Origin of the sequence: Microbispora sp. H13382, from assembly GCF_014161445.1 — a bacterium.
Taxonomy (GTDB): domain Bacteria; phylum Actinomycetota; class Actinomycetes; order Streptosporangiales; family Streptosporangiaceae; genus Microbispora.
In genome coordinates this window covers 64,150-87,343 of the sequence record NZ_JABBXA010000004.1, presented here as the reverse complement: position 1 = coordinate 87,343, position 23,194 = coordinate 64,150, and the positions used below count along the sequence as shown (strand labels likewise).

Below are 23,194 nucleotides of genomic sequence, written 5' to 3'. Positions count from 1 at the left end.
GTGACAGAATTCGGTTCGGTGATGCCATGACGGTGCTCGTGAGCCGGCTGGACCCCTCCAGCGGCGAGTACGGCGCGCGGCGCGAGGCCATGCTGGCGAAGCTCGCCGAGCTCGAGGCCGAGCACGCCAAGGCCGTCGCCGGAGGCGGGCCGAAGTACGTCGAGCGGCACCGGGAGCGCGGCAAGCTGCTGCCCCGCGAGCGGATCGAACTGCTCGTCGACCCCGACTCGCCGTTCCTGGAGTTGTCCCCGTTGGCGGCCTGGGGCACCGAATATCCCGTCGGCGCGAGCGTCGTGACCGGCATCGGGGTGATCGAGGGCGTCGAGTGCGTCGTCACGGCCAGCGACCCGACCGTGCGCGGCGGCGCGTCCAACCCCTGGACGCTGCGCAAGACCCTGCGCGCCGCCGAGATCGCGCTGCGCAACCGCATGCCGTACGTGAACCTGGTGGAGTCGGGCGGCGCGGACCTGCCCTCGCAGAAGGACATCTTCATCCCCGGCGGCCAGGTGTTCCGCGACCTGACCCGGCTGTCGGCCGCCGGCGTCCCGACGATCGCGCTGGTCTTCGGCAACGCCACCGCGGGCGGCGCGTACGTGCCGGGCCTGAGCGACCACGTCGTGATGGTGCGGGAGCGGGCCAAGGTGTTCCTCGGCGGCCCGCCCCTGGTGAAGATGGCTACCGGCGAGGAGTCCGACGACGAGTCGCTGGGCGGCGCGGAGATGCACGCGCGGGCCTCCGGCCTGGCCGATCACCTCGCCGCCGACGAGTACGACGCGCTGCGGATCGGCCGTCGCATCGTGCGGCGGCTCAACTGGCGCAAGGCGGGGAACGCTCCCGCGGCCGGCTACCCGGCCCCGCTGTACGACGAGGACGAGCTGCTGGGGATCGTGCCTAAGGACCTGAAGGTCCCCTTCGACCCCCGCGAGGTCCTGGCCCGGGTGGTGGACGGCAGCGACTTCGACGAGTTCAAGCCCCTCTACGGGCCGAGCCTGGTCACCGGATGGGCGAGCGTCCACGGCCACCCGGTCGGGGTCCTCGCCAACGCCCGGGGTGTGCTCTTCGGGGAGGAGTCCCAGAAGGCCGCCCAGTTCATCCAGCTCGCGAACCAGTCGCGTACACCGCTCGTCTTCCTGCAGAACACCACGGGGTACATGGTCGGCAGGGAGTACGAGCAGAGCGGCATCATCAAGCACGGCGCGCTGATGATCAACGCGGTGGCCAACTCGACCGTGCCGCACATCACGATCATCATGGGCGCCTCCTACGGCGCGGGCAACTACGGCATGTGCGGGCGGGCCTACGACCCCCGCTTCCTGTTCAGCTGGCCGAGCGCGAAGTCGGCCGTCATGGGACCGGCCCAGCTCGCGGGCGTGATGTCGATCGTGGGACGGGCCGCCGCGCAGGCGCGGGGGCAGATCTACGACGAGGAGGCCGACGCGGCGATGCGCGCGGCGGTCGAGGCGCAGATCGAGTCGGAGTCGGCGGCGTTCTTCCTGTCCGGGCGGCTGTACGACGACGGGGTCATCGACCCCCGGGACACCCGTACGGTGCTCGGGCTGTGCCTGTCGGCGGTCGCGGGGGCACCCGACGCCGGCCGGGCCGGCTACGGCGTCTTCCGGATGTGACCGGCATGCGCATCGACACCGTTCTTACCGGCAGCGGGCTCATGCGGATCGGCGGGGGTGAAGGGTCATGATCGGGCGGCTGCTGGTCGCGAACCGCGGGGAGATCGCCCGGCGGGTCTTCCGCACCTGCCGGGAACTGGGCATCGAGACCGTCGCCGTCTTCACCGACGCCGACGCATCCGCCCCGCACGTCGCCGAGGCCGACCGGGCCGTACGGCTGGGCGGCCCGTCGGCGTACCTCGACCCGGAGCGCGTCGTCGAGGCGGCCCGCAGGTCGGGAGCCGACGCGGTCCACCCCGGGTACGGCTTCCTGTCGGAGAACGCCGGCTTCGCCCGGGCCGTGCTGGACGCCGGGCTGACCTGGATCGGCCCCTCCCCCGAGGCCGTCGCCGCGATGGGCAAGAAGATCGAGGCCAAGGCGCTGATGGCGGAGGCCGGGGTGCCGGTCCTGCCGACCATCCCGCTGTCCCCGGACGCTCCGCCCCACATGATCGAAACGCAGATGACCGAAACGCAGATCGCGGCCCCCGTGCTGGTCAAGGCGTCGGCGGGCGGCGGCGGGCGCGGCATGCGGGTGGTGCGCGACCCGGCCGATCTGGCCGGGGCCGTCGAGTCGGCCCGGCGGGAGGCGCTGTCGGCGTTCGGCGACGGGACGCTGTTCGCCGAGCCCCTGGTGGAAGGCGCCCGCCACATCGAGGTGCAGATCCTCGCCGACGCCCACGGCACGGTCTGGGCGCTCGGCGAGCGCGAGTGCTCGATCCAGCGCCGCCACCAGAAGGTGATCGAGGAGGCGCCCTCCCCCGCCGTCGGTCCCGAACTGCGGCGCGAACTGAGCGAGGCGGCGATCCGGGCCGCCCGCGCGATCGGCTACCAGGGCGCGGGCACGGTCGAGTTCCTGCTGTCGGACGAGGGGTTCTTCTTCCTGGAGATGAACACCCGCCTCCAGGTGGAGCACCCGGTCACCGAGTGCGTCTACGGGGTCGACCTGGTCCGGCTGCAGATCGAGGTGGCCGAGGGCGCCCACCTCGCCGCGCTGCCGCCGAGCCCGGTCGGGCACGCCATCGAGGCCCGCCTGTACGCGGAGGACTCCGAGGGCCGCCCGCGCAGCGGCGTGCTGCACCGCTTCGAGATTCCCGGCGTGGACGGAGAGTTCGGTCTCGGGGCGCGGCTGCGGCTCGACTCCGGGGTGGTCTCCGGCACCGAGGTGGGCGTCCACTACGACCCGATGCTGGCCAAGGTCGTCTCGTACGGCCGGGACCGGGCGGAGGCGGCCCGGCGGCTGGCGAGCGCGCTCGCCGGGGCGCGGATCCACGGGCCGGCGACCAACCGCGACCTGCTCGTGGGAGTGCTGCGGCACCCGGACTTCCTGTCCGGGGCGCTCGACACCGGGTTTCTCGAGCGGCACCCCGTTCCGGCGTCGCTCGCCGGTCCCGAGGCCGTACGGCTGTCCGCGCTCGCGGCGGCGCTCGCCGGGGCGGCGGCGGGCCGCGCGGCCGCCCGGCGTGACGGGGTGCTGGGCGGGCTGCCGAGCGGCTGGCGCAACGTCCCCTCCCAGCCGCAGCGCACGGCGTTCGGCACCGAGGACGGCGGACGCCTGGAGATCGCCTACCGGCTGACCAGGGACGGGCTGCGGGCCGAGGGTTTCGAGGCCGTCACGCTCGTGGCGGCGGACCCCGGACAGGTGGTGCTGGAGACGGCGGGCCTGCGGCACACCTTCGCGGTGGCCGCATATCCGGGCCCCGACGACCGGCGGCTCGTGTACGTCGACTCCGCGCTCGGTCCCGTGCGGCTCACCCCGGTCGAGCGGCTGCCCGAACCGGCCGCGCACGTCACGCCGGGGGCACTGCCCGCCCCGATGCCGGGTACGGTCCTGCGTGTCGAGGTCAAGCCCGGCGACGTGGTCGAGGCCGGGCAGCCGGTGGTCGTGCTGGAGGCGATGAAGATGGAGCATCTGGTCGTGTCCCCCGCCTCGGGCACGGTGACGGCCCTGCACGTGACGCCGGGCGCGCAGATCGAGGCGGGCGTGCCGCTCGCCGTGATCGAGCCGTCGCCCCCGGGGAATCCCGGCGGCGGCCCGCACCCGGAAGGGCCGGGCGCGCAGACCGGCCCAGAGATGGGCCCGGACATCCGCCCTGAGATCGGCACAAGGACCGGTACGGCGACCGGTGCGGCGGATGACCAGGGCCCGGACGCGGCAGGCGGCCCGGAGACCGGCTCCCCCGCAGGCCCGGACAGCGGCTCCTCCGCAGGCCCGGAGACGGGCCTCCCGCCGACCCCGGAGACCGGCCTACCACCGACCCCGGAGACCGGCCTACCACCGACCCCGCAAACGGCGCCTGCGGCGACCCTGGAAGCGGCCCCTCCCGGGAGCACGGAGATCGGCACCGAAATCGGCACCGAGACCGGCGCGCAGGGCACGGACACCGGTGCGAATCCGGGCAGGGAGGCGACGCAGCCGTGAGCGAACCCCAGGATGTCCTGGTACGCCGGGAGCAGGCGGGCGGCGTGGCCACGATCACGCTCGACTCGCCGCACAACCGCAACGCCCTGTCGTCCCGGCTGCTGCGGCAACTCGACGACGCGCTGTCCTGGGCGCTTGACGACCCCGCCGTACGAGTGATCGTGCTCACCGGCACGGGACCGGTGTTCTGCGCGGGCGCCGACCTGAAGGAGCAGCGCGGCGGAGGGGCGCCGGTCACCGCGTCGTTCCCCGACATCATGTCGCGGATCTGGGAGAGCCCGAAGCCGGTCGTGTGCCGCCTGAACGGCACGGCCCGGGCGGGCGGCCTCGGCCTGGTGGCGGCCTGTGACTTCGCCGTCGCCCCGGCGACCGCGTCGTTCGCCTTCACCGAGGTGCGGCTCGGAGTGGTCCCGGCCATGATCGCGGTCACCTGCCTGCGCCGTCTGGAGCCCCGGGCCGCGGCCGAATACTTCCTCACCGGAGAGGTCTTCGGCGCCGCGCGCGCAGTGGAGATCGGCCTGCTGACCCGGGCCGTCCCGGCCGACGACCTCGACGCGACCGTGGCGCACTACACCGGCATGCTGCTGCGCGGCGGCCCCGAGGCGCTGGCGATCACCAAGCGGCTCGTGCGGGAGGTGCCGCTGCTGCCGGTCGAGGAGGGGTTCCGCGCGATGGCCGCGCTGTCGGCCGAGCGCTTCACCTCCGAGGAGGGGCAGGAGGGCATCCGGGCCTTCGCGGAGAAACGGCCCGCCGCCTGGGTCCCGTCGGAGTCCACGGCCGGAGACGCCGGGCGATGACGGCGGAGGCCGGGCGGCCGGGACCGATGCGGGTCGCGAACTGCGGCGGTTTCTACGGCGACCGGCTGTCGGCCGCCCGGGAGATGGTCGAGGGCGGGCCGATCGACGTGCTCACCGGCGACTGGCTGGCCGAGCTCACCATGTCGATCCTCGCCGGCAACCGGCTGAAGGGCCGTCCCGGCTACGCCCGCACCTTCCTCACGCAGATGGAGCAGGTCCTCGGCACCTGTCTCGACCGGGGCATCAGGGTCGTCGCCAACGCGGGCGGCCTCGACCCCGCCGGCTGCGCGGAGGCGGTGTCGGCCCTGGCCGGCCGGCTCGGGCTGCGCGCGGCCGTCGCCCACGTCACCGGCGACGACCTCATGCCGCTCGCCGCGCCGCCGGTCCACGCGGACACCGGCGAGACCCTGCGGGCGACTCCGCTGACCGCCAACGCCTACCTCGGCGGCCGGCCGATCGCGGTGGCGCTGGAGCACGGCGCGGACGTCGTCGTCACCGGGCGGGTCACCGACGCCGCCCTGGTCACCGGGCCCGGCATGTGGTGGTTCTGCTGGGGCCCCGGTGACCTCGACCCCCTGGCCGGTTCCGTCGTCGCCGGGCACGTGATCGAGTGCGGCTGCCAGGCGACCGGCGGCAACTACGCCTTCTTCGAGGAGGTGCCCGACCTCGCCCACTGCGGCTTCCCCATCGCGGAGCTGTACGCCGACGGGTCGAGCGTGATCACGAAGCACCCGGGCACCGGCGGACTGGTCTCGATCGGGACCGTGACCGCGCAGCTCCTGTACGAGATCGCCGCACCGCGCTATCTCGGGCCGGACGTGACCGCCCGGTTCGACACCATCCGGCTGGAACAGCAGGGGCCCGACCGGGTCAGGATCACGGGCGTGCGCGGCGAACCCCCGCCGGACACCCTGAAGGTCGCCGTCACCTACCTGGGTGGCCACCGCAACACGATGACGCTCGTGCTCACCGGCCTCGACCTCGCGGCCAAGGCCCGGATCGCGCAGGAGGCGATCTGGGCCCGCGTCCCGCGCGAGTCGTTCGAACAGGTCCACGTGGAGCTGACCCCGCTCGGCGCGGGTGGCGGCTCCGGCTCCCCGAGCGGCCCGGAAGCGAGCGGCGCAGGCGGCGCGGGCGCGAGCGATCCGGGCACGGGCGATCCGGGCACGGGCGATCCGGGCACGGGCGGCTACGGCGCCCTGAGCGGCCCGCAAGAGGGCGGCACGGGCACGAACAGCGTCGGCGCGGCCGGGACCGCGTTGCTGCGGATCACGGTCATGGACCCCGATCCGCGCACGGCCGGGCGGGCGTTCTCCTCCGCCGTGGTGGAGACCGGCCTGGCGAGCTACCCCGGCTTCTACGGCCTGACGCCGCCCGGCGACGCCTCCCCCTACGGCGTCTACTGGCCCTCGTCGGTCGAGGCGCGGGCCGTGCTCCCCGTGGTGGCCGTGGACGGGCTCCGCGTCGAGGTGCCGTACGCGCCGCCCGGCCCGGTGCTGGGCGAGCAGGCGGGAGGACCGCCCGGCGACGCCGTCGTGCCGCCGTACGCCGGGGATCTGTCGGCCGGGGTGGTCAGGCCGCTCGGCACGGTCGCCGGCGCCCGCTCGGGCGACAAGGGCGGCGACGCCAACCTCGGCGTCTGGGTGCGCGATCCCGCCCGCTATCCGTGGCTCGCGGCGCTCCTGACCGTGGACCGGCTCAGGGAACTGCTGCCGGAGGTCGGCGGCCTGCCGATCGACCGGTTCGCGCTGCCGAACCTGCACGCGCTGAACTTCGTCGTCCACGGGCTGCTGGGCAGAGGCGTGGCGGCCAGCCCGCTCCTCGACGCGCAGGCCAAGGCGCTCGGGGAGCGTCTTCGCGCCGTGTGCGTGCCCATCCCATCGTGACTAGGATTGCCCGCGATTGCCGCGAATCGGGAGAAAAGGACATGCGATTGCGCTTTCTCGGCTCCACGTCCGAGGCGGGGGCCTGTCCCTCCCTCTACGAGACCGACCGCGGCACGATCGTCGTGCAGGGCCTGGAGGTCGTGGACCGTGAGGCCCGCGCCGACCTGCGCCACGTGCTCGACGGGGAGACCGCGGTCGAGGTGCCGAGGGAACTGCTCGTCGAGATCGCCCGGCGGGTCCTGTCCGATCACGATTGAGGGCCGCCGTCTGGCATGATCCGGCGTGCCGGGTCTACCTTGGACCGCACCACGGCCGGAGGTGGAAGTGAGCGGTTTCCATCAGGCCCGCATGGACCTGGGAGCCCAGCTACGCCAGTTGCGGGAGAACGCCCGCCTGTCCGGGAAGGACCTCGCCGAGCGGCTGCGCTGGCAGCCGTCGAAGGTCTCGCGCATCGAGAACGCGCGCCAGACCGCCACCGAGGACGACGTGGCCGCGTGGGGGAAGGCGGTGGACGCCGACCCGCATGCGATCGACGACCTGATCCGGCAGGCGGCAGGTCTGCTCGAGCGGCACGACTCCTGGCGGCAGCGGCACAGGAACGGCCTGGCCGCGCTCCAGGAGGACATCCGCGAACTGGAGACGCGCGCCCGGCTGTTCCGGGCGTTCGAGCCGGGTGTGGTGATCGGCCTGCTGCAGACCACCGAATACGCCAGGCACATCTTCGGCAAGGTCAGGCGGGTGCACGAGTCCACCGACGACGTGGACGACGCGATCCGGATCCGGATGCGCCGCCAGGAGATCCTGTACGACCCGGCGCGGCGGTTCCGGTTCGTCATGCCGGAGGCGGTGCTGCGTTACCGGCTCGCGCCCCCGGACGTGATGCGCGGCCAGCTCGACCGGCTGATCGCGGTGACCACGCTGCCGAACGTGGAGTTCGGGCTGCTGCCGTTCGAGGCGCAGCTGCCGTCCGCCCTGATGAACTCGTTCTGGATCTACGACGACTGCATGGTCGGGGTCGCGACCAGGACCAGGGACCTGCTGCTGCGCGACGCCGCGGACGTCGCCTTCTACGCCCAGGCGTTCGAGGAGTTCTGCGAGGTCGCGGCCTTCCGCGACGACGCGAGGGCGTTGATCGTGCGGGCTCTCGACGACTACGCCCGGCCGCGCTGATCCACCACACGCGACCCGAGACGAGCCACCAGCCGACCCACCGCGCCGACGCCGCGCCGCCGGGGCACGCGCCGTGCCCCGGCTCGCCCCGCCCGTCAGGTCACTTGCCGAGGGCGGTCTGCAGGTCCATGACGTGGTCCTGCGTCTGCTGCAGCAGCGGGCGCAGCGCCTCGGCCACGTCGCTCAGGCCGAGCTCCTGGGCCTGCTCCACGCGCTCGCGGTAGCGGCGAAGCTGCTCCTGTTCCAACTCCAGGTCGAGCCGGAGCGCGTCCGCGCCGTCGGTCGCCACCGGCACCTCGGGGACGCGGACGCTCGGCACGCCGCCGAGGAAGTCGATCTGCCCGGCCAGCGTGCTCGCGTGGTTGAGTTCCTGGCCGAGGTGCTGCTTGAGCTCCTCGATGATCGACAGGTACTCCGCGCCCTTGATGGTGGCCGCGTGCTGCACGTACTGCACGATCGAGCGGTATTCGCTCTCCAGGTCCTCGTTCAGCAGGGCGATGAAGCCCTCCGTGTCCATGGGAATCCTTTCGTCGGTCCAAAGGCCCATCACGTACCCGCTGAGGAGGCGGCCGAACGCCGTCAGCCCAGCTTGTAGAGCACCGAGCCGCCGCCGACCGTGCCCCCGTCCGTGCCCCCGACCGTGCTGCCATCCGTGCCCCCGTACTCCGCGGCCTCCACCCGCGTGCCGTGCGCCTTCACCCACTCGTTGACGTCCGCGCTCGCCCCGCGCGAGGGTCCGGAACCGCCGTCGCCGAGCAGGATGTACCGCAACTCGCCCTCGGACACGTACCGCTGCAGTTTCTCCACCGTCATCGCCGGGTCGGAGCCGGTGAACCCGCCCATCGCGATGACCGGCTCGCCCGTGGACAGGATCAGCGACGACGCGCTCTGCGCGCTGTCCACCGCCACCAGCCAGGTGGCGCTCCCCTTGCTGCGCTTCAGGTACGCCGCCATCGCGGCGTCCACCCGGCCGCCGGGCCCGCGCATGCCCCGGCCGTCCGGCCCTTTCCCGTCCGGCGCGCTCCCGTCCGGCGCGCTCCCGGGAGTCGTCGTGTCTCCCGCCGGTCGCGTGCCCGCCGTCGGCGCCATGCCACCGGGTCCGCCCCGTCCGGACGGTCCTCCCATGCCCTGCGACGGGCCCGCCGTGGGGTTGGTGCCGTTCACCGCCGAGCCCAGCGGCGTCAGCGCGTACGCCGCCGGACCGGCCAGCCCGGCCACGACCGCCGCGGCCAGCGCCACCGCCGTCACCCGCGCGGCCGTCCGAACCCCACGCACGGCCGGGCCACCGCGCTCCGGTGTCCTGGAGGCGCGCGCCGTGACCGCCAGGGCGAGCACCGCGACGGCGGTCGCGCCCGCCACCGCCCAGGTGAGCCACGGCACAAAATCGGGCGTACGGCGCAGCACGACGAACGACCAGACCCCGGTCACGGCGACCGCGGCGGCCAGGACCAGCCGCCAGACGGCCGAGGCGCGTGCCGCCCGCCACATCAGCACGCCGCCGATGCCGGTCAGCGCGGCGATCGCGGGGGCCATCGCGGTGGAGTAGTACGGGTGGAAGGTCCCGCTGGAGAAGCTGAAGACGGCGAAGTGCACGACCAGCCAGCCACCCCACAGCAGCAGCGACGCGCGGACCGCGTCCCCGGCCGTTCCCTCCGACGGCTTGGGGCCCGGCCTTGCGACCAGGACGAGGCCGCAGACCAGGGCCACGGCGGCGAACGGGAGGAGCCAGGAGATCTGCCCGGCCATGACGTCGTTGAACAGCCTGCCCGCGCCGGACGCGCCGCCGAAGCCGCCACCCCCACCGAAGCCGCCACCAGGGCCACCAGGGCCACCGGGACCACCAGGGCCACCGCCCATGCCATCGAGGGCACGCGTCAGGCCTTCCGCGGTGTCCGCGGGAAGCCTTCCCGGGCCGCCGCCGTTGCCCGCGCCGCCGAAGATCCTGCCCAGACCGTTGTATCCGATCACCAGGTCCCAGACGGTGTTGTCCGTGCTGCCGCCGATGTACGGCCGCGAGGACGCGGCCCACCGGTCGACCACGACCATCCACCACGCGCTGGACACCACGAGGACCACCCCGGCGGCCGCCAGGCGCCCGATCCGGCGTACGACCGTCCCCGGCGCGGCGTAGAGATAGGTCAGCGCGAACGCCGGCAGCACGAGGTACGCCTGGAGCATCTTGGTGTTGAAGGCGAGGCCCACCAGCGCGGCGGTGACCAGCAGCGTGCGCAGCCGCCCGGTGCGGATCGCCTCCAGGCAGAACCATCCGGCCGCCACCAGCAGCAGGACGAGGACCGTGTCCGGGTTGTTGTCCCTGTTGATGGCCACGGTGATGGGGGTCAGCGTCATGACGAGCGCGGCAAGCAGGGCCGCCGCCCCGGCCGCGCGGGCACCGAGCCCGAGCAGCGCCCGCCCTACGGCGGAGTGGACCAGGGCGACCGAGGCCACGCCGGCCACCGCCTGCGGCAGCAGCATGCTCCACGTGCCGAACCCGAAGATCCGGGCCGGCAGGCCCATCACCCACAGCGCGAAGGGCGGCTTGTCGACCGTGATGTACGACCCGGCGTCCAGCGCGCCGAAGAAGAACGCCTTCCAGCTCTTCGTGCCGGAGTAGATCGCGGCGGCATAGTAGTCGTTGGCGTACCCGTTGCGGCCGAGCGCCCAGGTGTGGAGCACCGCCGCGAGCGCGAGGACGGCCCACTTCCCCCAGCGCGGCAGCGGCGTCACGCGGTCCGCCGGGGCCCGGTGGCCGGTCGGGGTCGCGGGGGCGAGGACGGTCACCGGGAGTCCTTCCGGGGCGCGAAGACCCAGGATCGCAGGAGCAGGAAGCGCAGCAGGGTGGCGAGACCGTTCGCCACGATGACGACGGCGAGCTCGGCCGCCCGCGACGCGCCGCCGGGCAGCGCGGCCAAACCCCCGCTGGTCAGCGCGAGACCCGCGACGAAGGCGACGAGCCCGCCGAGGTGGTGGCGCAGAGCGCCCGCCCTGCCCCGTACGCCGAAGGTGAAGCGGCGGTTGGCCGCGGTGTTGGCGACGGCGGTGACCAACAGCGCGATCGCGTTGGCCGCCACGGGCGGCAGCATCGAGCGCAGCATCCAGAACAGCGCCAGGTGCGCCACCGTACTGATCGCCCCGATCACGGCGAACGCCGGGATCTGCGTGCGCACCGACGTCCGGGACGGCGGCGCGGCCGGGGCCGCGAGACTTCCCCGGGCGACCCGCCACATGCCCTTCAGGTCGTCGACCGCCGTCCTGACGATGTCCACCCGGCTGTCGGGGTCGTCCACCCAGTCGACCGGCACCTCGTGGATGCGCAGCCCGTGCTGCTCGGCCAGCAGCAGCAGCTCGGTGTCGAAGAACCACGCCTCGTCCCGCACGGCGGGCAGCAGGGCCTGCACGACCTCGGTGCGGGCCGCCTTGAACCCGCACTGCGCGTCGGAGAAGCGCGCCCCCATCAGCGAGCGCAGCAGCAGGTTGTAGGACCTGGAGATGACCTCGCGCTTCGGGCCGCGCACCACGTTGGACCACGGGGACAGGCGGGTCCCGATCGCCAGGTCGCTGTGACCGGTCATCAGCGGCGCGACCAGCGGAAGGAACGCGTCCAGGTCGGTCGACAGGTCCACGTCCATGTAGCCGACCACGTCGGCGTCGCTGGCCTCCCACACCCGCCGCAGCGCCCGGCCGCGGCCCTTCTGGTCGAGGTGGACGGCCCGCACCCCCGGCAGCTCCCGGGCCAGCCGCCGGGCGACCGCCCACGTGCCGTCCGTGCTCGCGTTGTCGGCGATCGTCACGCGGAAGCCGTACGGGAAGTCACCGCTCAGGTAGGCGTGCAGCCGCTCCACGCTCGCGGCCAGGACACGCTCTTCGTTGTACACGGGGACGACGACCTCGACCAGGCGGGTCCTGCGGGACGCCCCCGCCACCGGCCCGGACACCATCGTCACGCTCATGCCACCTCCTCGCCTGACGGCTCGGAGTCGCATGAGCGAATCGCACTGTGCCTATCGATTCGCTCGCTTCGCTCGCTCATGCGCCCACGCTCGCGGCGCGGCATGGGACGCCCATGAGGCGTTCGTTAAGGCCGCATGAGAACGCCCCGACGGGCTCTGGCCGGCAGTGGCACGAGCCGCGCCTGTCGCAGGAGCAGGAGCTGGAGCGCGCCGGGGATCAGGGTCGACGACCGCCCTGGGCTCGCCCCTCCGGAGCACCCGCGGAGACAGCCGCCTCGTCGTGGGTGAGGTCGTCCGGTGTCGCCGGACGGCCCTCGCAGCGGGAGTCGAGCGGGATCGCCACGGGCGCGGGAGCCAGCCAGGAAAGTGCGCTCTGCTCGACGTTCCACTGGTGGAGATGCACGGTGGTGTGCGGGACCGCGCCCGGCTCCGGGCAGAGCACCTGGGACACCAGCAGGTCGTTGCGTACGAAGCGGACCGCGCCGGAGCGTTCGAGGATGGTGACGAGACGGTCGTCGCTGGCGATCACATACCCGACCGTGACCTGCACGGCCTCGCCGTCCGGCTCGGCGGCGATCTCCACGGCCGTGAGTGGCAGGATCGGCGAACGCAGGACCACCGCTCCGGCCACCAGCGGAAAGAGCACAGCGAGCGTCCAGGTGAGGCCGTGCACCACCAGTGGCGCGGCGCGCGCGGGCACCGGCCCGGTGACCAGCGGAGCGAGCACGGGGGGCGCGGTGAGCAGGATCAGGGTGGAGACGTCGGCCTGTTCCAGCGCCTGCGTGATCGCCGGGCGCAGCGCCAGGAGGACGAGCACGCCGGAGACCACCGGCAGCACCAGGCAGACGGCCCGGATCCCCGTCCGGTCCAGTGGGCGGCGTTCTCGCAGAGTCAGCCCGGCCACCGCGAGCGTGAGCATGAGCAGAGTCGGCAGGAAACGAAGCTGCCAGCCGAGCAGCCCGACGCCCACGGCCACCGCGACCACCCAGTCGGGCACCCGGTCGGCGGCCCGCGCCACCCAGACGGAGCGCCGGGTGCTGAGCCGGTACAGGGGCCCGAGCACCCGGCCGGCCAGCACCACGGCGGGCAACACCCACACAAGCGTCAGCAGCACCGTGGTGAGCAGACCGAGCGGACTGACGTACTGCACGAGCAGCAGCAGCGTCTGCGTGTCCTGCCGGCTGGCGTACCACAACCGCATCACCAGCAGCACCAGCGGGAAGGCGGGCAGGAGCGTCAGCACCCACTCCTGGTTGCGCTGCGGCGCGCGGCCCCTGCCTGTGTTCCCCGCCTCAGCAGCCATCGTCCGAAAGGGCTCGCTCCCACGGCCACCGGCGAACCTGCGGCGCTTTCAGGCACGGCTGGGTGCTCTGGGCCACGTTCACCCCGGGATTGGCCACGAGCAGCGGGCGGATATGCCGGTCGTAGGCCTCTTCCCACGTCCTGTTCTGGGGGTCGGCGTAGGAGCGGTACAACGCGAGCTCGACCAGAGTGCGCAGGGAGGTGTTCGTGCCCGCGTTCACCCCCCACATCTCGGTCTTCTCCAGGCCGATGTCGTGGTGTCTGAACTTCCCGCCGGACCGGGCGACGAATCCCGCCATGATCGCGGCGTCCGTGCTGACGGCGTCGTACAGGTGACCCTCCAGCCCCTCGAAGCAGGCGCTGATCTTGTTCTCCGCGGTCACCTTGGCGCCGCTCTCGGCCAGGGGACCCTCCGAGGTCGAGGTGCCGAGGGTGCAGACCTTCTCGCCGGTGAGCTGGCCGAGGGAGGTCACCCGGGGGTGGTCGGCCCGTGTCACCACCGACTGCTCGGTGAACAGATAGGGGCTGGAGAAGCCGACCGACGGATCCTGCAGCCGACCGGGGGTGATGCTGAACGTCGCCACCACCAGGTCGACGGTGACGAAGTTCCCGTCGGCGTCGGTGGCCTGGCGGCGGGCCCGGTCCTCGGTCTCGATCGACAGGAACTCCACCTGCTCGGGCCGGAAACCGAGCTCGCCGGCGATCATGTACGCGATGTCGATGTCGAAGCCGGAGAAGGCGCCGGTCTTGTCGCGCAGGGCGATGCCGGGGGTGTCGTCCTTCACCCCGATCAAGAGCTTCTTCTTCCCCGTCAGCCGGGCCTGCTCGCGTAACTCGGCCTCGGTCGGCGGTCCGGCGGCGAAAAGGATCCAGCCACCGACCAGAACCGCCGCCAGGATGGCGGCGAGCCAGCCGTACAGCCGCAGCCAGTCTCCTCTGCGACGAGGAGGCGGCTCGGCCTCCGGCGCGGGGGGCTCCGGCATCGGCTCGGGGCTCGGCGCAGCGGGTTCCGTTCCGGGCCGCACCCGCTGCGGCTGCCGTCCGAATCGCTTCCCCAACTCCACCCGAACAGCCTCCGTCGCACCGTCCAGCCGCTATTTTCACGGGATCATCCGGACTAGCGTATTCCCCGCGCTCGAGGGCCGGGGCCGCGCGAAGGCGTCACGGTGGACGACCCGGCGGGTGCGCTCACGGCGACCGCGGAGGGGTGGCACCGCACGGCCACGGGGTGGCGGGGTGACGCGACCGAGCGCCGGCCGTGCCCAGGCAGGTCAGGCCAGGGGCGGGGTCCCGGGGAGCTCGACCGTGGCGAGCGTCCCGCCGCCGGGGGCGTTCTCGATGGTGACCCGTCCCCCGGCGTCCCGTACGGCCTGCGCCACGATCGCCAGGCCGAGGCCGGAGCCGGGCAGGCTGCGCGCCGACGGCGAGCGCCAGAACCGTTCGAAGACGTGCGGCAGTTCGTCCTCGGGGATGCCGGGACCCTCGTCGCGCACGGTCAGCACGCCGCCCGTGAGGCGCACGGTCACCAGGCCCCCGGGCGGGCTGAACTTCACGGCGTTGTCGAGCACGTTCACCGCGGCCCGCTGCAGGCCGCGGGCGTCCCCATGGACCTGCCACGGCTCCAGGCCGACGTCGAAGCGCAGCCCGGGACCGCGCCGCCTGGCCCGCTCGACCGCCGACGCCGCCACCTCGTGCAGGTCGATGCCGGACGACAGCTCGCCGTTCTCCGCCTTCCTCGACAGCTCCAGCAGGTCGCCGATGAGGCTCGACATCTCCTCGAACTGCTCCTTGACGTTCGCCAGCAGCCGCCGCTTGGCCGAGGGCTCGATGGCCCGGCCGGTGTTCTCGCTGCGCAGCAGCAGGTCGATGTTGGTGCGCAGGCTGGTCAGCGGGGTGCGCAGCTCGTGCCCGGCGTCGGCCACGAGCCGCCGCTGGCGCTCCTGCGAGCTGGACAGGGCGGCGGTCATCGTGTTGAACGACCTGCTCAGGCGGGCGATCTCGTCCTCCCCCTCGACCGGGATCGTCACGCTCAGATCCTCCGTCCTGGCCACGTGCTCGACCGCGCGGGTCAGCCGCTCCACCGGGCGCAGCGCCGTACGGGCCAGCCAGAGCCCGGCCACGGCGGCGCCGAGCACGCCGAGCACGCAGACCGAGCCGAAGACGAGGGCGAGGATGTCCAGCGTCTTGTCCATCTCGGCGGTGGAGCGGAACACGCTGACCGTCACCGGGCCCTCCGGCAGGGGCGGCTCCGCGAACTGCGCGGCGTCCTTCGGCGGGCCGCCCGGACGCGGCTCGTACCTGAAGGTGTAGACGAGCACGGAGGTGCCGTCGGTCGTTACCGCGTCGCGCAGCACGGGCGCGCCTCCGGAGACGGCCATCGCCCGCTCCCGCGCGGTCGGCGTCACCAGAGCCGACCCGGACGCGACGCACACCGAGCCGTCCGCCGTGACGACCTGCCAGCTGCGCCCCGAGGGGTCCCAGTCGGGTCGCGGCCCCTCCTTGCGCCCATGGCCGGCGCAGTCCCACAGCGCGAACCCGACCTGCTGCGCCGGCGGCCGCAGGTGCGTGATCGAGTCGGCGATCCGGCCGCGCATCTCGCCGCGGACGAGCAGCCAGCACACCGCCGCCGCCACCGCGACGGCCATGGCGACCGCCGCCGCGATCAGCAGCGTGAGCCGGGATCGGAGCGTACGGCGTCTCAAGGCGACGACCGCAGCACGTAGCCCACGCCGCGCACGGTGTGGATGAGGCGGGGCAGCCCGCCCGCCTCGGTCTTGCGCCGCAGATACATCACGTACACGTCGAGCGAGTTCGACGACGGCTCGAAGTCGAAGCCCCACACCTCCCGCAGGATCTGCTCACGGGTGAGCACCTGCCGGGGATGGGTGAGGAACAGCTCCAGCAGCAGGTGCTCGGTGCGGGTGAGGTCGAGCCTGCGGCCGGCCCGGGTGACCTCCCAGCTCACGGTGTCCATCCGCAGGTCGCCGAAGGCGAGGACGTCGCCGCCGGCCTCGCTCTGCCCGTACTGCCCGCCGCGCCGCAGCAACGCCCGCACCCGGGCGAGCAGCTCGTCGAGTTCGAACGGCTTGACCAGGTAGTCGTCCGCTCCGGCGTCCAGGCCGGAGACGCGGTCGCCGACGGCGTCGCGCGCGGTCAGCATGAGGACCGGCACCCGGTTGCCGGAGGCGCGCAGCCGGCGGCAGGTCGTCAGCCCGTCGAGCCGGGGCATCATGACGTCGAGGAGCATCGCGTCGTACTCCCCCCGGTTCTGTGCGGCGCGGTCGAGGAGGTCCAGCGCGCTCAGCCCGTCGGCGGCGCTCTCGACCGTGTACCCCTCGAACTCCAGGCTGCTGCGCAACGCCTCCCTCAGGGCCGGCTCGTCGTCCACTACCAGCAGTTTCGCGGATTCCTCACGCACCGGCACAAGCTATCCGAGGGTCATGAGAATCCGGTTAAGCCCGCGGATCCGGGGGGTGAGGCGGGGTGAGGCAGGGCGCCGCCCGCGCCGCGCGCGGCAGGGTGTGGAGTCGTCAGGCGCCGCCGAGAACGGCCATGGCGGCGTTGTGACCGGGGATGCCGCTGACGCCGCCGCCGCGCCGGGCGCCCGCCCCGCACAGCAGCACCCGCTCGTGCGCCGTCTCGACGCCCCACTGAGCAGGCCGAGCCCCGTGGTCGCCCTCCTCGCCGTACGGCCAGGACAGGTCGTGGTGGAAGATGTGGCCGCCGGGCAGGCCCGCCTCCCGTTCCAGGTCCAGGGGGGTCTTGGCCTCCAGGCAGGGTTCGCCCGAGGGCGCGCGCAGCAGGCAGTCCTCGATGGGCTCGGCGAGCACCGAGTCGATCGAGGCGAGCGTGCGGGCCAGCGCCTCCCGCTTGGCCTCCGGATCGGCGAACAGCCGCGCCGGCATGTGCAGGCCGAACAGCGTCATCGTGTGCGCCCCCGCCTCCCGCAACTCCGTGCCGAGGATCGAGGGGTCGGTGAGCGAGTGGCAGTAGACCTCGGCGGGCGGCAGCTCCGGCACCTTCCCCGCGGCCGCCTGCGCGTAGGCCGCGGCGAGCTGGTCGCGGCTCTCGTTGATGTGGAAGGTGCCGCTGAACGCCTCGGCGGGGTCCACCGCGGGGTCCCGCAGCCGGGGCAGCCGCGACAGCACCATGTTGATTTTGAGCTGTGCGCCCTCGGGCCGCTCGGGCGTCTCCCCGAGCAGCCGGGCGAGCACGGCGGGCGGCAGGTTGGCCAGCACCTTCCCCGCGGTCACCACGTGCTGGGCGCCGTCGTCGAACGTGACCTCACCCGTGTCCGGGTCGATAGCCAGGACCTCGGCCCCGGTGCGGATCTCGGCGCCGTGCCGCCGCGCGACCTCGGCGAGCTCGGCCGTCACCGCGCCCATGCCGCCGACCGGCACGTTCCAGTCGCCCGTGCCGTCGCCGATCACGTGGTAAAGGAAGCACCTGTTGGCCAGCAGGTCGGTGGCCGTGTCGGCGAAGGTGCCGATCAGCGCGTCGGTGAGCACGACCCCGCGGACCGTGTCGTCGGCGAACCGCTCGTCCACGACCTCGCCGATCGGCCGTTCGAACAGGTCGCGCCACGCCTCGTCGTCCCCCACGGCCTCGCGCAGGGCCGTACGGCCGGGCAGCGGTTCGAGCAGCGTCGGCGCGACGCGCCGGGCCACGTGGGCGGTCATCCCGTAGAACCGCTCCCAGGCCGCGAGGTCGTACCGTCCCCCAGTCACGGCCTCGAAGGACGCGGCGGTGCGCGCGGCGTCCTCGTTGTCCACGAGCAGGCCCGTGTCGCCGGCCGGGGTATAGGAGGCGAAGCGGCGGCGGCGCAGGTCGAGGCGCAGCCCGAGGTCCTTCACGACCTTGGTCGGCAGCAGGCTGACCAGGTAGGAGTAGCGCGAAAGCCGCGCGTCCACGCCGGGGAACGCCCGGGCCGAGACGGCGAGGCCGCCCACGTGCCCGAGGCGTTCCAGGACCAGCACCTCTCGCCCCGCCCGGGCGAGGTAGGCCGCGGCGACGAGGCCGTTGTGCCCGGCCCCGGCGATGACGACGTCGTAGTGCGAGCGTGGCATGCAGCGTTCTCCCGGGTCGTACGTGGCTCGGTGTCGCGGGACGGGCCGCCCGGCCGCGCGGGCCGGATTCGGGCCGTGCGGGCGGGCGTGGGATGGTCTCGGGAAGGTCGCGAATGGATTCGGAGGAGGTGTCGTCGGGGCGGGCCTGGGCGGATGCCCGCAACTTACCGCAAGTTCCCCCACAAGACCCGGGCAGAATATGCCGAAGCGGACAATCCTCCGCTGATGCGAAGACAACCGAGCGATCCGGAGGGGAGTGAGCGCCCCGATGGTGAGCGGGAAAACACGAGCGATCCGGAGGGGCGCGCCGCCGATCTGGACTGAGGAGCGCGCGGGAGCGAAGCGACCAAGCGCGACGAGGGAAGACGGCGGGAGTGAGCGCCCCGATGGTGAGCGGGAAGCAGGAGAGGTATGCGCGTTTCCGATGAGGTCGCCGAGGCGCTGGCCACCGGCCGTCCGGTCGTCGCCCTGGAGTCCACCATCATCTCCCACGGGCTGCCCCAGCCCCGCAACCTTCAGGTCGCCCTCGAACTGGAGGACATCGTCCGGCAGGCGGGGGCCGTGCCGGCGACGGTGGCGGTGCTGGACGGTGTCCCCCGGGTGGGCCTGGACAAGGACGGGCTGGAGCGGATCGCGACCGAGCCGGACCTGCGCAAGCTCGGCTTCCGTGACCTCGCCCCGGCCGCCGCGCTCGGGCTGAGCGGCGCCACCACCGTCTCGGGCACCTCGTTCCTGGCCGCCCGGGCGGGCGTGCGGGTGTTCGCCACCGGGGGGCTCGGCGGCGTCCACCGCGGCTGGACCACGGTGCAGGACGAGTCGGCCGACATCGACACGCTCAGCCGCACCAGGATCACGGTCGTGTGCGCCGGGGTGAAGTCGATCCTCGACGTGCCCGCGACCCTGCAGCGGCTGGAGACCAAGCAGGTCACCGTCGTCGGCTACCGGACCGACGAGTTCCCCGGCTTCTACCTGCACAGCTCGGGCGAACCGGTCGACTGGCGCATCGAGACGCCGCAGGAGGCCGCCGGCGTCATGCGGGCCCAGGACAGGCTGGCCGGGCTGGAGACCGCGCTGATCGTGGCCAACCCGGTCCCCGCCGACCTGCAGCTCGACCCCGGCCTGCACGACCGGGTGCTCGCGGAGGGCCTGCGCGCCGCCGAGGAACGCGGAATCACCGGGCAGGCCATCACCCCGTTCCTGCTGGAGTACCTGGTCGAGGGCACGGGTGGCGCGTCGCTGGAGGCCAACCTCGCGGCCGTACGCGGCAACACGCGCCTGGCCGGGGAGATCGCCGCCGCCTGGGCGGCCGGGTGAGCGCTCTGCTGGTGATCGGCGACGTGGTCACCGACGTCGTCGCGCTGCACGACGGCCCCGCGGCCACCGGCACCGACACGCCCGCCGACATCGCGTTGCGGCCGGGCGGCTCGGGGGCGAACACCGCCTCCTGGGCCGCCCGGCTCGGCGCCGACACCCGCCTGCTGGCGCGGGCGGGGTACGACACCGGCGAGTGGCACGCGGCCGAGCTGGCCAAGGCCGGGGTCCGGCCCCACCTGCGGATCGACCCGGAACGGCCCTCGGCAGTCGTGATCGCGATGGTCGACGCCACCGGGGAGCGGTCCATGCTCACCAACCGCGGGGCGAGCGGCCACATCGGGGTCGGCGACTGGGCTCCCGCTCTCCTCGACGGGGTCGGGCACCTGCACCTGTCGGCGTACACGATGTTCGCCGAGCCGGGCCTGGAACTCGCGCGGCTGGCCATGCGCGAGGCCGCCGGGCGCGGCATCTCCATCAGCGTCGATCCGGCCTCCTGCGGGCCCCTGCGCGCGTTCGGCCCCGAGCGGTTCCTCCGCGAGACCGCCCCGGCGGGCGTCGTGATCCCCAACCTGGAGGAGGCGCTGCTGCTCGCGGACGCCACGGATCCCGAGACGGCGGCACGCACGCTCAGCGACCGCTACGGCGCGGCGGTGGTAAAGCTGGGGGCCGGCGGTGCCGTGCTGGCCCGCGATGGCCGTATAGTCGCCAAAGCGGCCGCGCCCGCGGTGGAGGTGGTCGACTCGACGGGCGCGGGAGACGCGTTCGCCGCGGGGTTCCTGGTCGCCTCGATGGCCGGGTGCGCACCCGGCGAAGCCCTGCGCAAGGGGTGTGAGGCGGGGGCCGCGGCGGTCGCCCAGGTCGGCGGCCGGCCGGAGCCGGGAACTTTACCCTATTGACACCAATTGCTGGTTTGCGGCGTAAGCTGCACCATTAGCAACATGCGTCACTCTCGGGAGGGTGCGGTCATACCGATGGACGCCGAGTCAACGATCTGCCTGAGCGACCTGGTCCCGGCCCTGCGCTGGAGCCGTCCTCAGCAGGTGGCCGAGATGCTGGCCGACCCGCGCCTGCCCGGCGGCTGGTGGGCATCCGTCGGGGTCGGCCGCGCGATGCGGGCGACCGGTGTTGACTGGCTCTGCGAGCGGCTCGCCCGCCTGGCCGTCGGCCGCTGGGATCACCTGCCCCTCACCGACCTGCTCCCGGCGCTCCAGGTGCACACCGTGGACCCGGCCATGCCCGGCTGGCCCGACCCGGTCCGCACCGTGGTCAACCAGCTCGGCGGGTGGTACCGGCTGCGCCGCCTGACGCCGTGCGATCTCCAGGCTCCGGCCGCCCCCGCCTCGCCCGAGGTCCTCCTGACCACGGTGTTCCGTGAGGTGTTCGGGCGTCTGGAGAGCGAGCTGGCCTCCGGCGCGGCCGCGCAGGCGCTCGCGGGAGACGAGAAACCCGCGCAGGCGCAGGCACCGGCCGGTCCCGCCGCCGAGCCGTTCCCGCAGGCTCCCGCCCCGGGCATCACCTCCCAGCCGTTCCCGCAGGCCGCGCCCGGACCGGTCTCCCGGCCGTTCCCCCAGACCGCCCCTGGGACGACGTCACAGCCGATCCCGCAGGCCGCTCCCGGGACGACGTCACAGCCGATCCCGCGGGCCGGGACCTCCTCCCAGCCCTTCCCGCAGGCCGCGCCCGGACCGGTCTCCCAGCCGTTCCCCCAGACCGCCCCCGGGGCGCCGGCACAGCCCTTCGCCCGGCCGGCCGCGCCGGCGCCCGGACAGGCCGCCCAGACACCCGCGCAGCAGGAGCAGGCGCCCGGACGACCGGGACAGGAAGCGCCGGCCCCGCCGCCCGCCGCACCGGCGCCTGTCGCGGAGCCGGTCAAGCCCGTCACCCGGCCCTTCGCCCGGCAGGCCGGGGCGTCGCAGCCCGCGGCCTCGCCCACCCAGCCCGCCGCCGAACCGGCGCCGGATCGGCAGCCGCCCGACCTCAGCGCGCACCCGATGGTCGCGGTCGTCGAGGGCCTGTTCCGCGACTGGGACCCGCTCGCCAGGGCCGTCGCGGCCGAGCGGCTGTTCGCCGCCGAACCCGTGAGCCTCCGCACGCTGGCGCACAACCTCAACGTGGACCGGGAACTGCTCTCCCAGGCCCAGCGCACGGCCGAGGAGCGGGTGCTGCTGTGGCTGCGCTCCCCCGACTCCGCGCCGCTCACCGGTCACCTGTTCGGGCTCACCGAGTGGCTGGGCGCCGCGGCCACGCAGGAACAGCTCATCGCGGCGGACCCGTCCCACCCCGTCGAGGTCCCGGCCCTCGGCACATCGCTGTGGCGCGTGCTGGTCACGCTGATGCCGGACCGCCGCCTCCAGGACGGCTGGCTCGTGGTCGGCGACCTGGCGGGGCTGCGCGAGAAGACCCGCCAGCTGCTGGCGCACAAGCCCGCGGACGCCGACGTCGTGGAGCTGCTCGGTCAGCTCGGCATCCGTGCCCATTCGGCCAAGGCGTGGCTGGACTCGATGCCGAAGGCGAGCTCCCCGTCCGAACCGGGCCCCCTGCCCACCCGGAACGGGTCCGAGCAGGCCGCCAAGCCCACGCCGCTGCCCCGCCGTACGCCCGGCGCGAACGGGCACCACCACGGCCGCGGCGGGATCCCGGTCCCCTCTCAGGCCAACAACGGGCCCGACGCCGCCACCGCGCTCGCCGCGCTCAACGCGCTCACGAACGGCAACCTGAACGGCAATCTGGGCGGTAACTCGAACGGGAACCTGGCGGGAGGCGTGCCCCGGCCGCATCTGGTGCCGAACCCCCGCCCCACCTCGAGCCCGGCCTCCGACCCGCGCCGCTGGCAGCGGATCGACGTCACCAGCGGCCATCTGCGCGGCGAGCCGGTGGCGGTCCCCGAGGGGTACGCCGCACAGCTCGGCATGCGCCCGGGGACGCTGCTGTCGGTCACCGGCCCGGGGGACAACGCCGTCGTCCTGGTGTGGCGCGACCGGCAGCCGGTGTTCGACTCGCTCCAGCCCGTCCTGATGCGGCTGAACGCGCGGCCCGGCGACTCCGTCTACGTGACCGTGGACGGATACCGCCTGGACGCCCAGCTCACGTCCTCGGTCTGACCGCCCCCGCCCGCGCGTGGCGTACCGCGCGACGCGCGGGGTCCGGGCAGGCGCGGGTCAGGCGGGAGAGGAAGTCAGATCTTCGGTCTGAGCATCTTGCGGTAGTAGGTGGCCGAGACCTCGTAGCCGAGAGCGCCGTAGAACTCGGCGGCCCGCCGGGTCGCCAGCGCGACGTACCCTGCCTGCCGTGAGCGTGCCCACGTCTCGAACTCCTCGAGCAGCCTGCGCCCGATGCCGTGACGGCGGTAGCCGCTCTCGATCATGGCCTCCTCCACCCACGCGACCCTGCCGTTGGCGAACAGCGTGAGGTGGGTGAAGCCCAGCAGATAGCCGCGTACGGTCCCGTCGACGGTGGCGACGATGAGGAAGGCGTCCTCGTTCTCCAGGAGTTGCGGCAGCGCGGCGTCGAACGGCGCGCGCTCGGGGCGGAAGGTCACCGCGAACTCGCGGGCGAGCGCGAAGATCTCGTCCGCGTCGCTCTTCTCGGCCCTCCGGAGCTGGAGATCACCAGACGTCATGAAA

At 73.6% G+C, this 23,194-nt stretch carries 17 protein-coding genes and 1 pseudogene; 9 read left to right on the top strand and 9 right to left on the bottom strand.

Annotated features, from left to right (window positions below):
- Positions 1 to 26: 26 nt before the first annotated feature.
- From HHX41_RS10220 to HHX41_RS10195, 6 genes and pseudogenes are all read left to right on the top strand, one after another.
- Complete coding sequence (locus HHX41_RS10220) at positions 27 to 1,625, top strand: acyl-CoA carboxylase subunit beta (RefSeq protein ID WP_182905756.1); 1,599 nt, start codon at positions 27 to 29, stop codon at positions 1,623 to 1,625.
- Positions 1,626 to 1,692: 67 nt separating this feature from the next.
- Positions 1,693 to 3,669: pseudogene (locus tag HHX41_RS10215) on the top strand (acetyl/propionyl/methylcrotonyl-CoA carboxylase subunit alpha); the annotation flags it as partial.
- A gap of 413 nt (positions 3,670 to 4,082) precedes the next feature.
- Positions 4,083 to 4,883, top strand: coding sequence for an enoyl-CoA hydratase-related protein (locus HHX41_RS10210; RefSeq protein ID WP_182905754.1), 801 nt, complete (start codon positions 4,083 to 4,085; stop codon positions 4,881 to 4,883).
- Entirely contained in the window at positions 4,880 to 6,769 is a 1,890-nt protein-coding gene (locus HHX41_RS10205) for an acyclic terpene utilization AtuA family protein (protein ID WP_182905753.1), read from the top strand. Before HHX41_RS10210 ends, HHX41_RS10205 begins: the two co-directional genes overlap by 4 nt.
- 41 nt (positions 6,770 to 6,810) lie before the next feature.
- On the top strand, positions 6,811 to 7,026 hold the full coding sequence (locus tag HHX41_RS10200; RefSeq protein ID WP_182905752.1) for a hypothetical protein: 216 nt from the start codon (positions 6,811 to 6,813) through the stop codon (positions 7,024 to 7,026).
- 67 nt (positions 7,027 to 7,093) lie between these two features.
- Entirely contained in the window at positions 7,094 to 7,939 is an 846-nt protein-coding gene (locus HHX41_RS10195) for a helix-turn-helix transcriptional regulator (RefSeq protein WP_182905751.1), read from the top strand.
- A gap of 100 nt (positions 7,940 to 8,039) precedes the next feature.
- On the opposite strand, the gene HHX41_RS10190 is transcribed toward HHX41_RS10195, so the two are convergent.
- The 8 genes from HHX41_RS10190 to HHX41_RS10155 form a co-directional block, all read right to left on the bottom strand.
- Positions 8,040 to 8,456 carry a bacterioferritin gene (locus HHX41_RS10190; protein WP_182905750.1) on the bottom strand — a complete coding sequence of 139 codons (417 nt, stop codon included), beginning with the start codon at positions 8,454 to 8,456 and terminating at the stop codon, positions 8,040 to 8,042.
- 62 nt (positions 8,457 to 8,518) lie between these two features.
- A complete protein-coding gene (locus HHX41_RS41680; RefSeq protein ID WP_182905749.1) occupies positions 8,519 to 10,720 on the bottom strand; it encodes a transglutaminaseTgpA domain-containing protein in 2,202 nt (733 codons plus the stop codon).
- Complete coding sequence (locus tag HHX41_RS10180) at positions 10,717 to 11,889, bottom strand: bifunctional glycosyltransferase family 2/GtrA family protein (RefSeq protein WP_182905748.1); 1,173 nt, start codon at positions 11,887 to 11,889, stop codon at positions 10,717 to 10,719. The genes HHX41_RS41680 and HHX41_RS10180 overlap by 4 nt, the downstream gene beginning before the upstream one ends.
- Positions 11,890 to 12,106: 217 nt before the next feature.
- Complete coding sequence (locus HHX41_RS10175; RefSeq protein ID WP_182905747.1) at positions 12,107 to 13,192, bottom strand: hypothetical protein; 1,086 nt, start codon at positions 13,190 to 13,192, stop codon at positions 12,107 to 12,109.
- Entirely contained in the window at positions 13,182 to 14,174 is a 993-nt protein-coding gene (locus HHX41_RS10170; protein ID WP_169980528.1) for a transporter substrate-binding domain-containing protein, read from the bottom strand. Before HHX41_RS10170 ends, HHX41_RS10175 begins: the two co-directional genes overlap by 11 nt.
- Positions 14,175 to 14,462: 288 nt before the next feature.
- Positions 14,463 to 15,893, bottom strand: coding sequence for a cell wall metabolism sensor histidine kinase WalK (locus HHX41_RS10165; RefSeq protein WP_259400858.1), 1,431 nt, complete (start codon positions 15,891 to 15,893; stop codon positions 14,463 to 14,465).
- The gene (locus tag HHX41_RS10160) at positions 15,890 to 16,609 is read right to left on the bottom strand and encodes a response regulator transcription factor (protein ID WP_182905746.1); all 720 of its coding nucleotides are present in this window, start codon (positions 16,607 to 16,609) and stop codon (positions 15,890 to 15,892) included. The genes HHX41_RS10165 and HHX41_RS10160 overlap by 4 nt, the downstream gene beginning before the upstream one ends.
- Before the next feature lie 112 nt (positions 16,610 to 16,721).
- On the bottom strand, positions 16,722 to 18,257 hold the full coding sequence (locus HHX41_RS10155) for an NAD(P)/FAD-dependent oxidoreductase (protein ID WP_182905745.1): 1,536 nt from the start codon (positions 18,255 to 18,257) through the stop codon (positions 16,722 to 16,724).
- Between the two features lie 411 nt (positions 18,258 to 18,668).
- Between HHX41_RS10155 and HHX41_RS10150 the strand changes: the two genes are divergently transcribed.
- The 3 genes from HHX41_RS10150 (at position 18,669) to HHX41_RS10140 (ending at position 22,672) form a co-directional block, all read left to right on the top strand.
- Positions 18,669 to 19,571 (top strand): pseudouridine-5'-phosphate glycosidase, encoded by a 903-nt coding sequence (locus tag HHX41_RS10150; RefSeq protein ID WP_182905744.1) that lies wholly within the window; start codon positions 18,669 to 18,671, stop codon positions 19,569 to 19,571.
- The gene (locus HHX41_RS10145; protein ID WP_310741906.1) at positions 19,568 to 20,467 is read left to right on the top strand and encodes a PfkB family carbohydrate kinase; all 900 of its coding nucleotides are present in this window, start codon (positions 19,568 to 19,570) and stop codon (positions 20,465 to 20,467) included. Before HHX41_RS10150 ends, HHX41_RS10145 begins: the two co-directional genes overlap by 4 nt.
- A gap of 75 nt (positions 20,468 to 20,542) precedes the next feature.
- On the top strand, positions 20,543 to 22,672 hold the full coding sequence (locus HHX41_RS10140) for a hypothetical protein (RefSeq protein WP_182905743.1): 2,130 nt from the start codon (positions 20,543 to 20,545) through the stop codon (positions 22,670 to 22,672).
- Positions 22,673 to 22,746: 74 nt separating this feature from the next.
- Here HHX41_RS10140 and HHX41_RS10135 read toward each other — a convergent pair whose 3' ends face one another.
- Positions 22,747 to 23,190: a GNAT family N-acetyltransferase gene (locus HHX41_RS10135; protein ID WP_169980507.1), complete on the bottom strand. Its 444-nt coding sequence runs from the start codon at positions 23,188 to 23,190 to the stop codon at positions 22,747 to 22,749.
- Between the last annotated feature and the right edge of the window lie 4 nt (positions 23,191 to 23,194).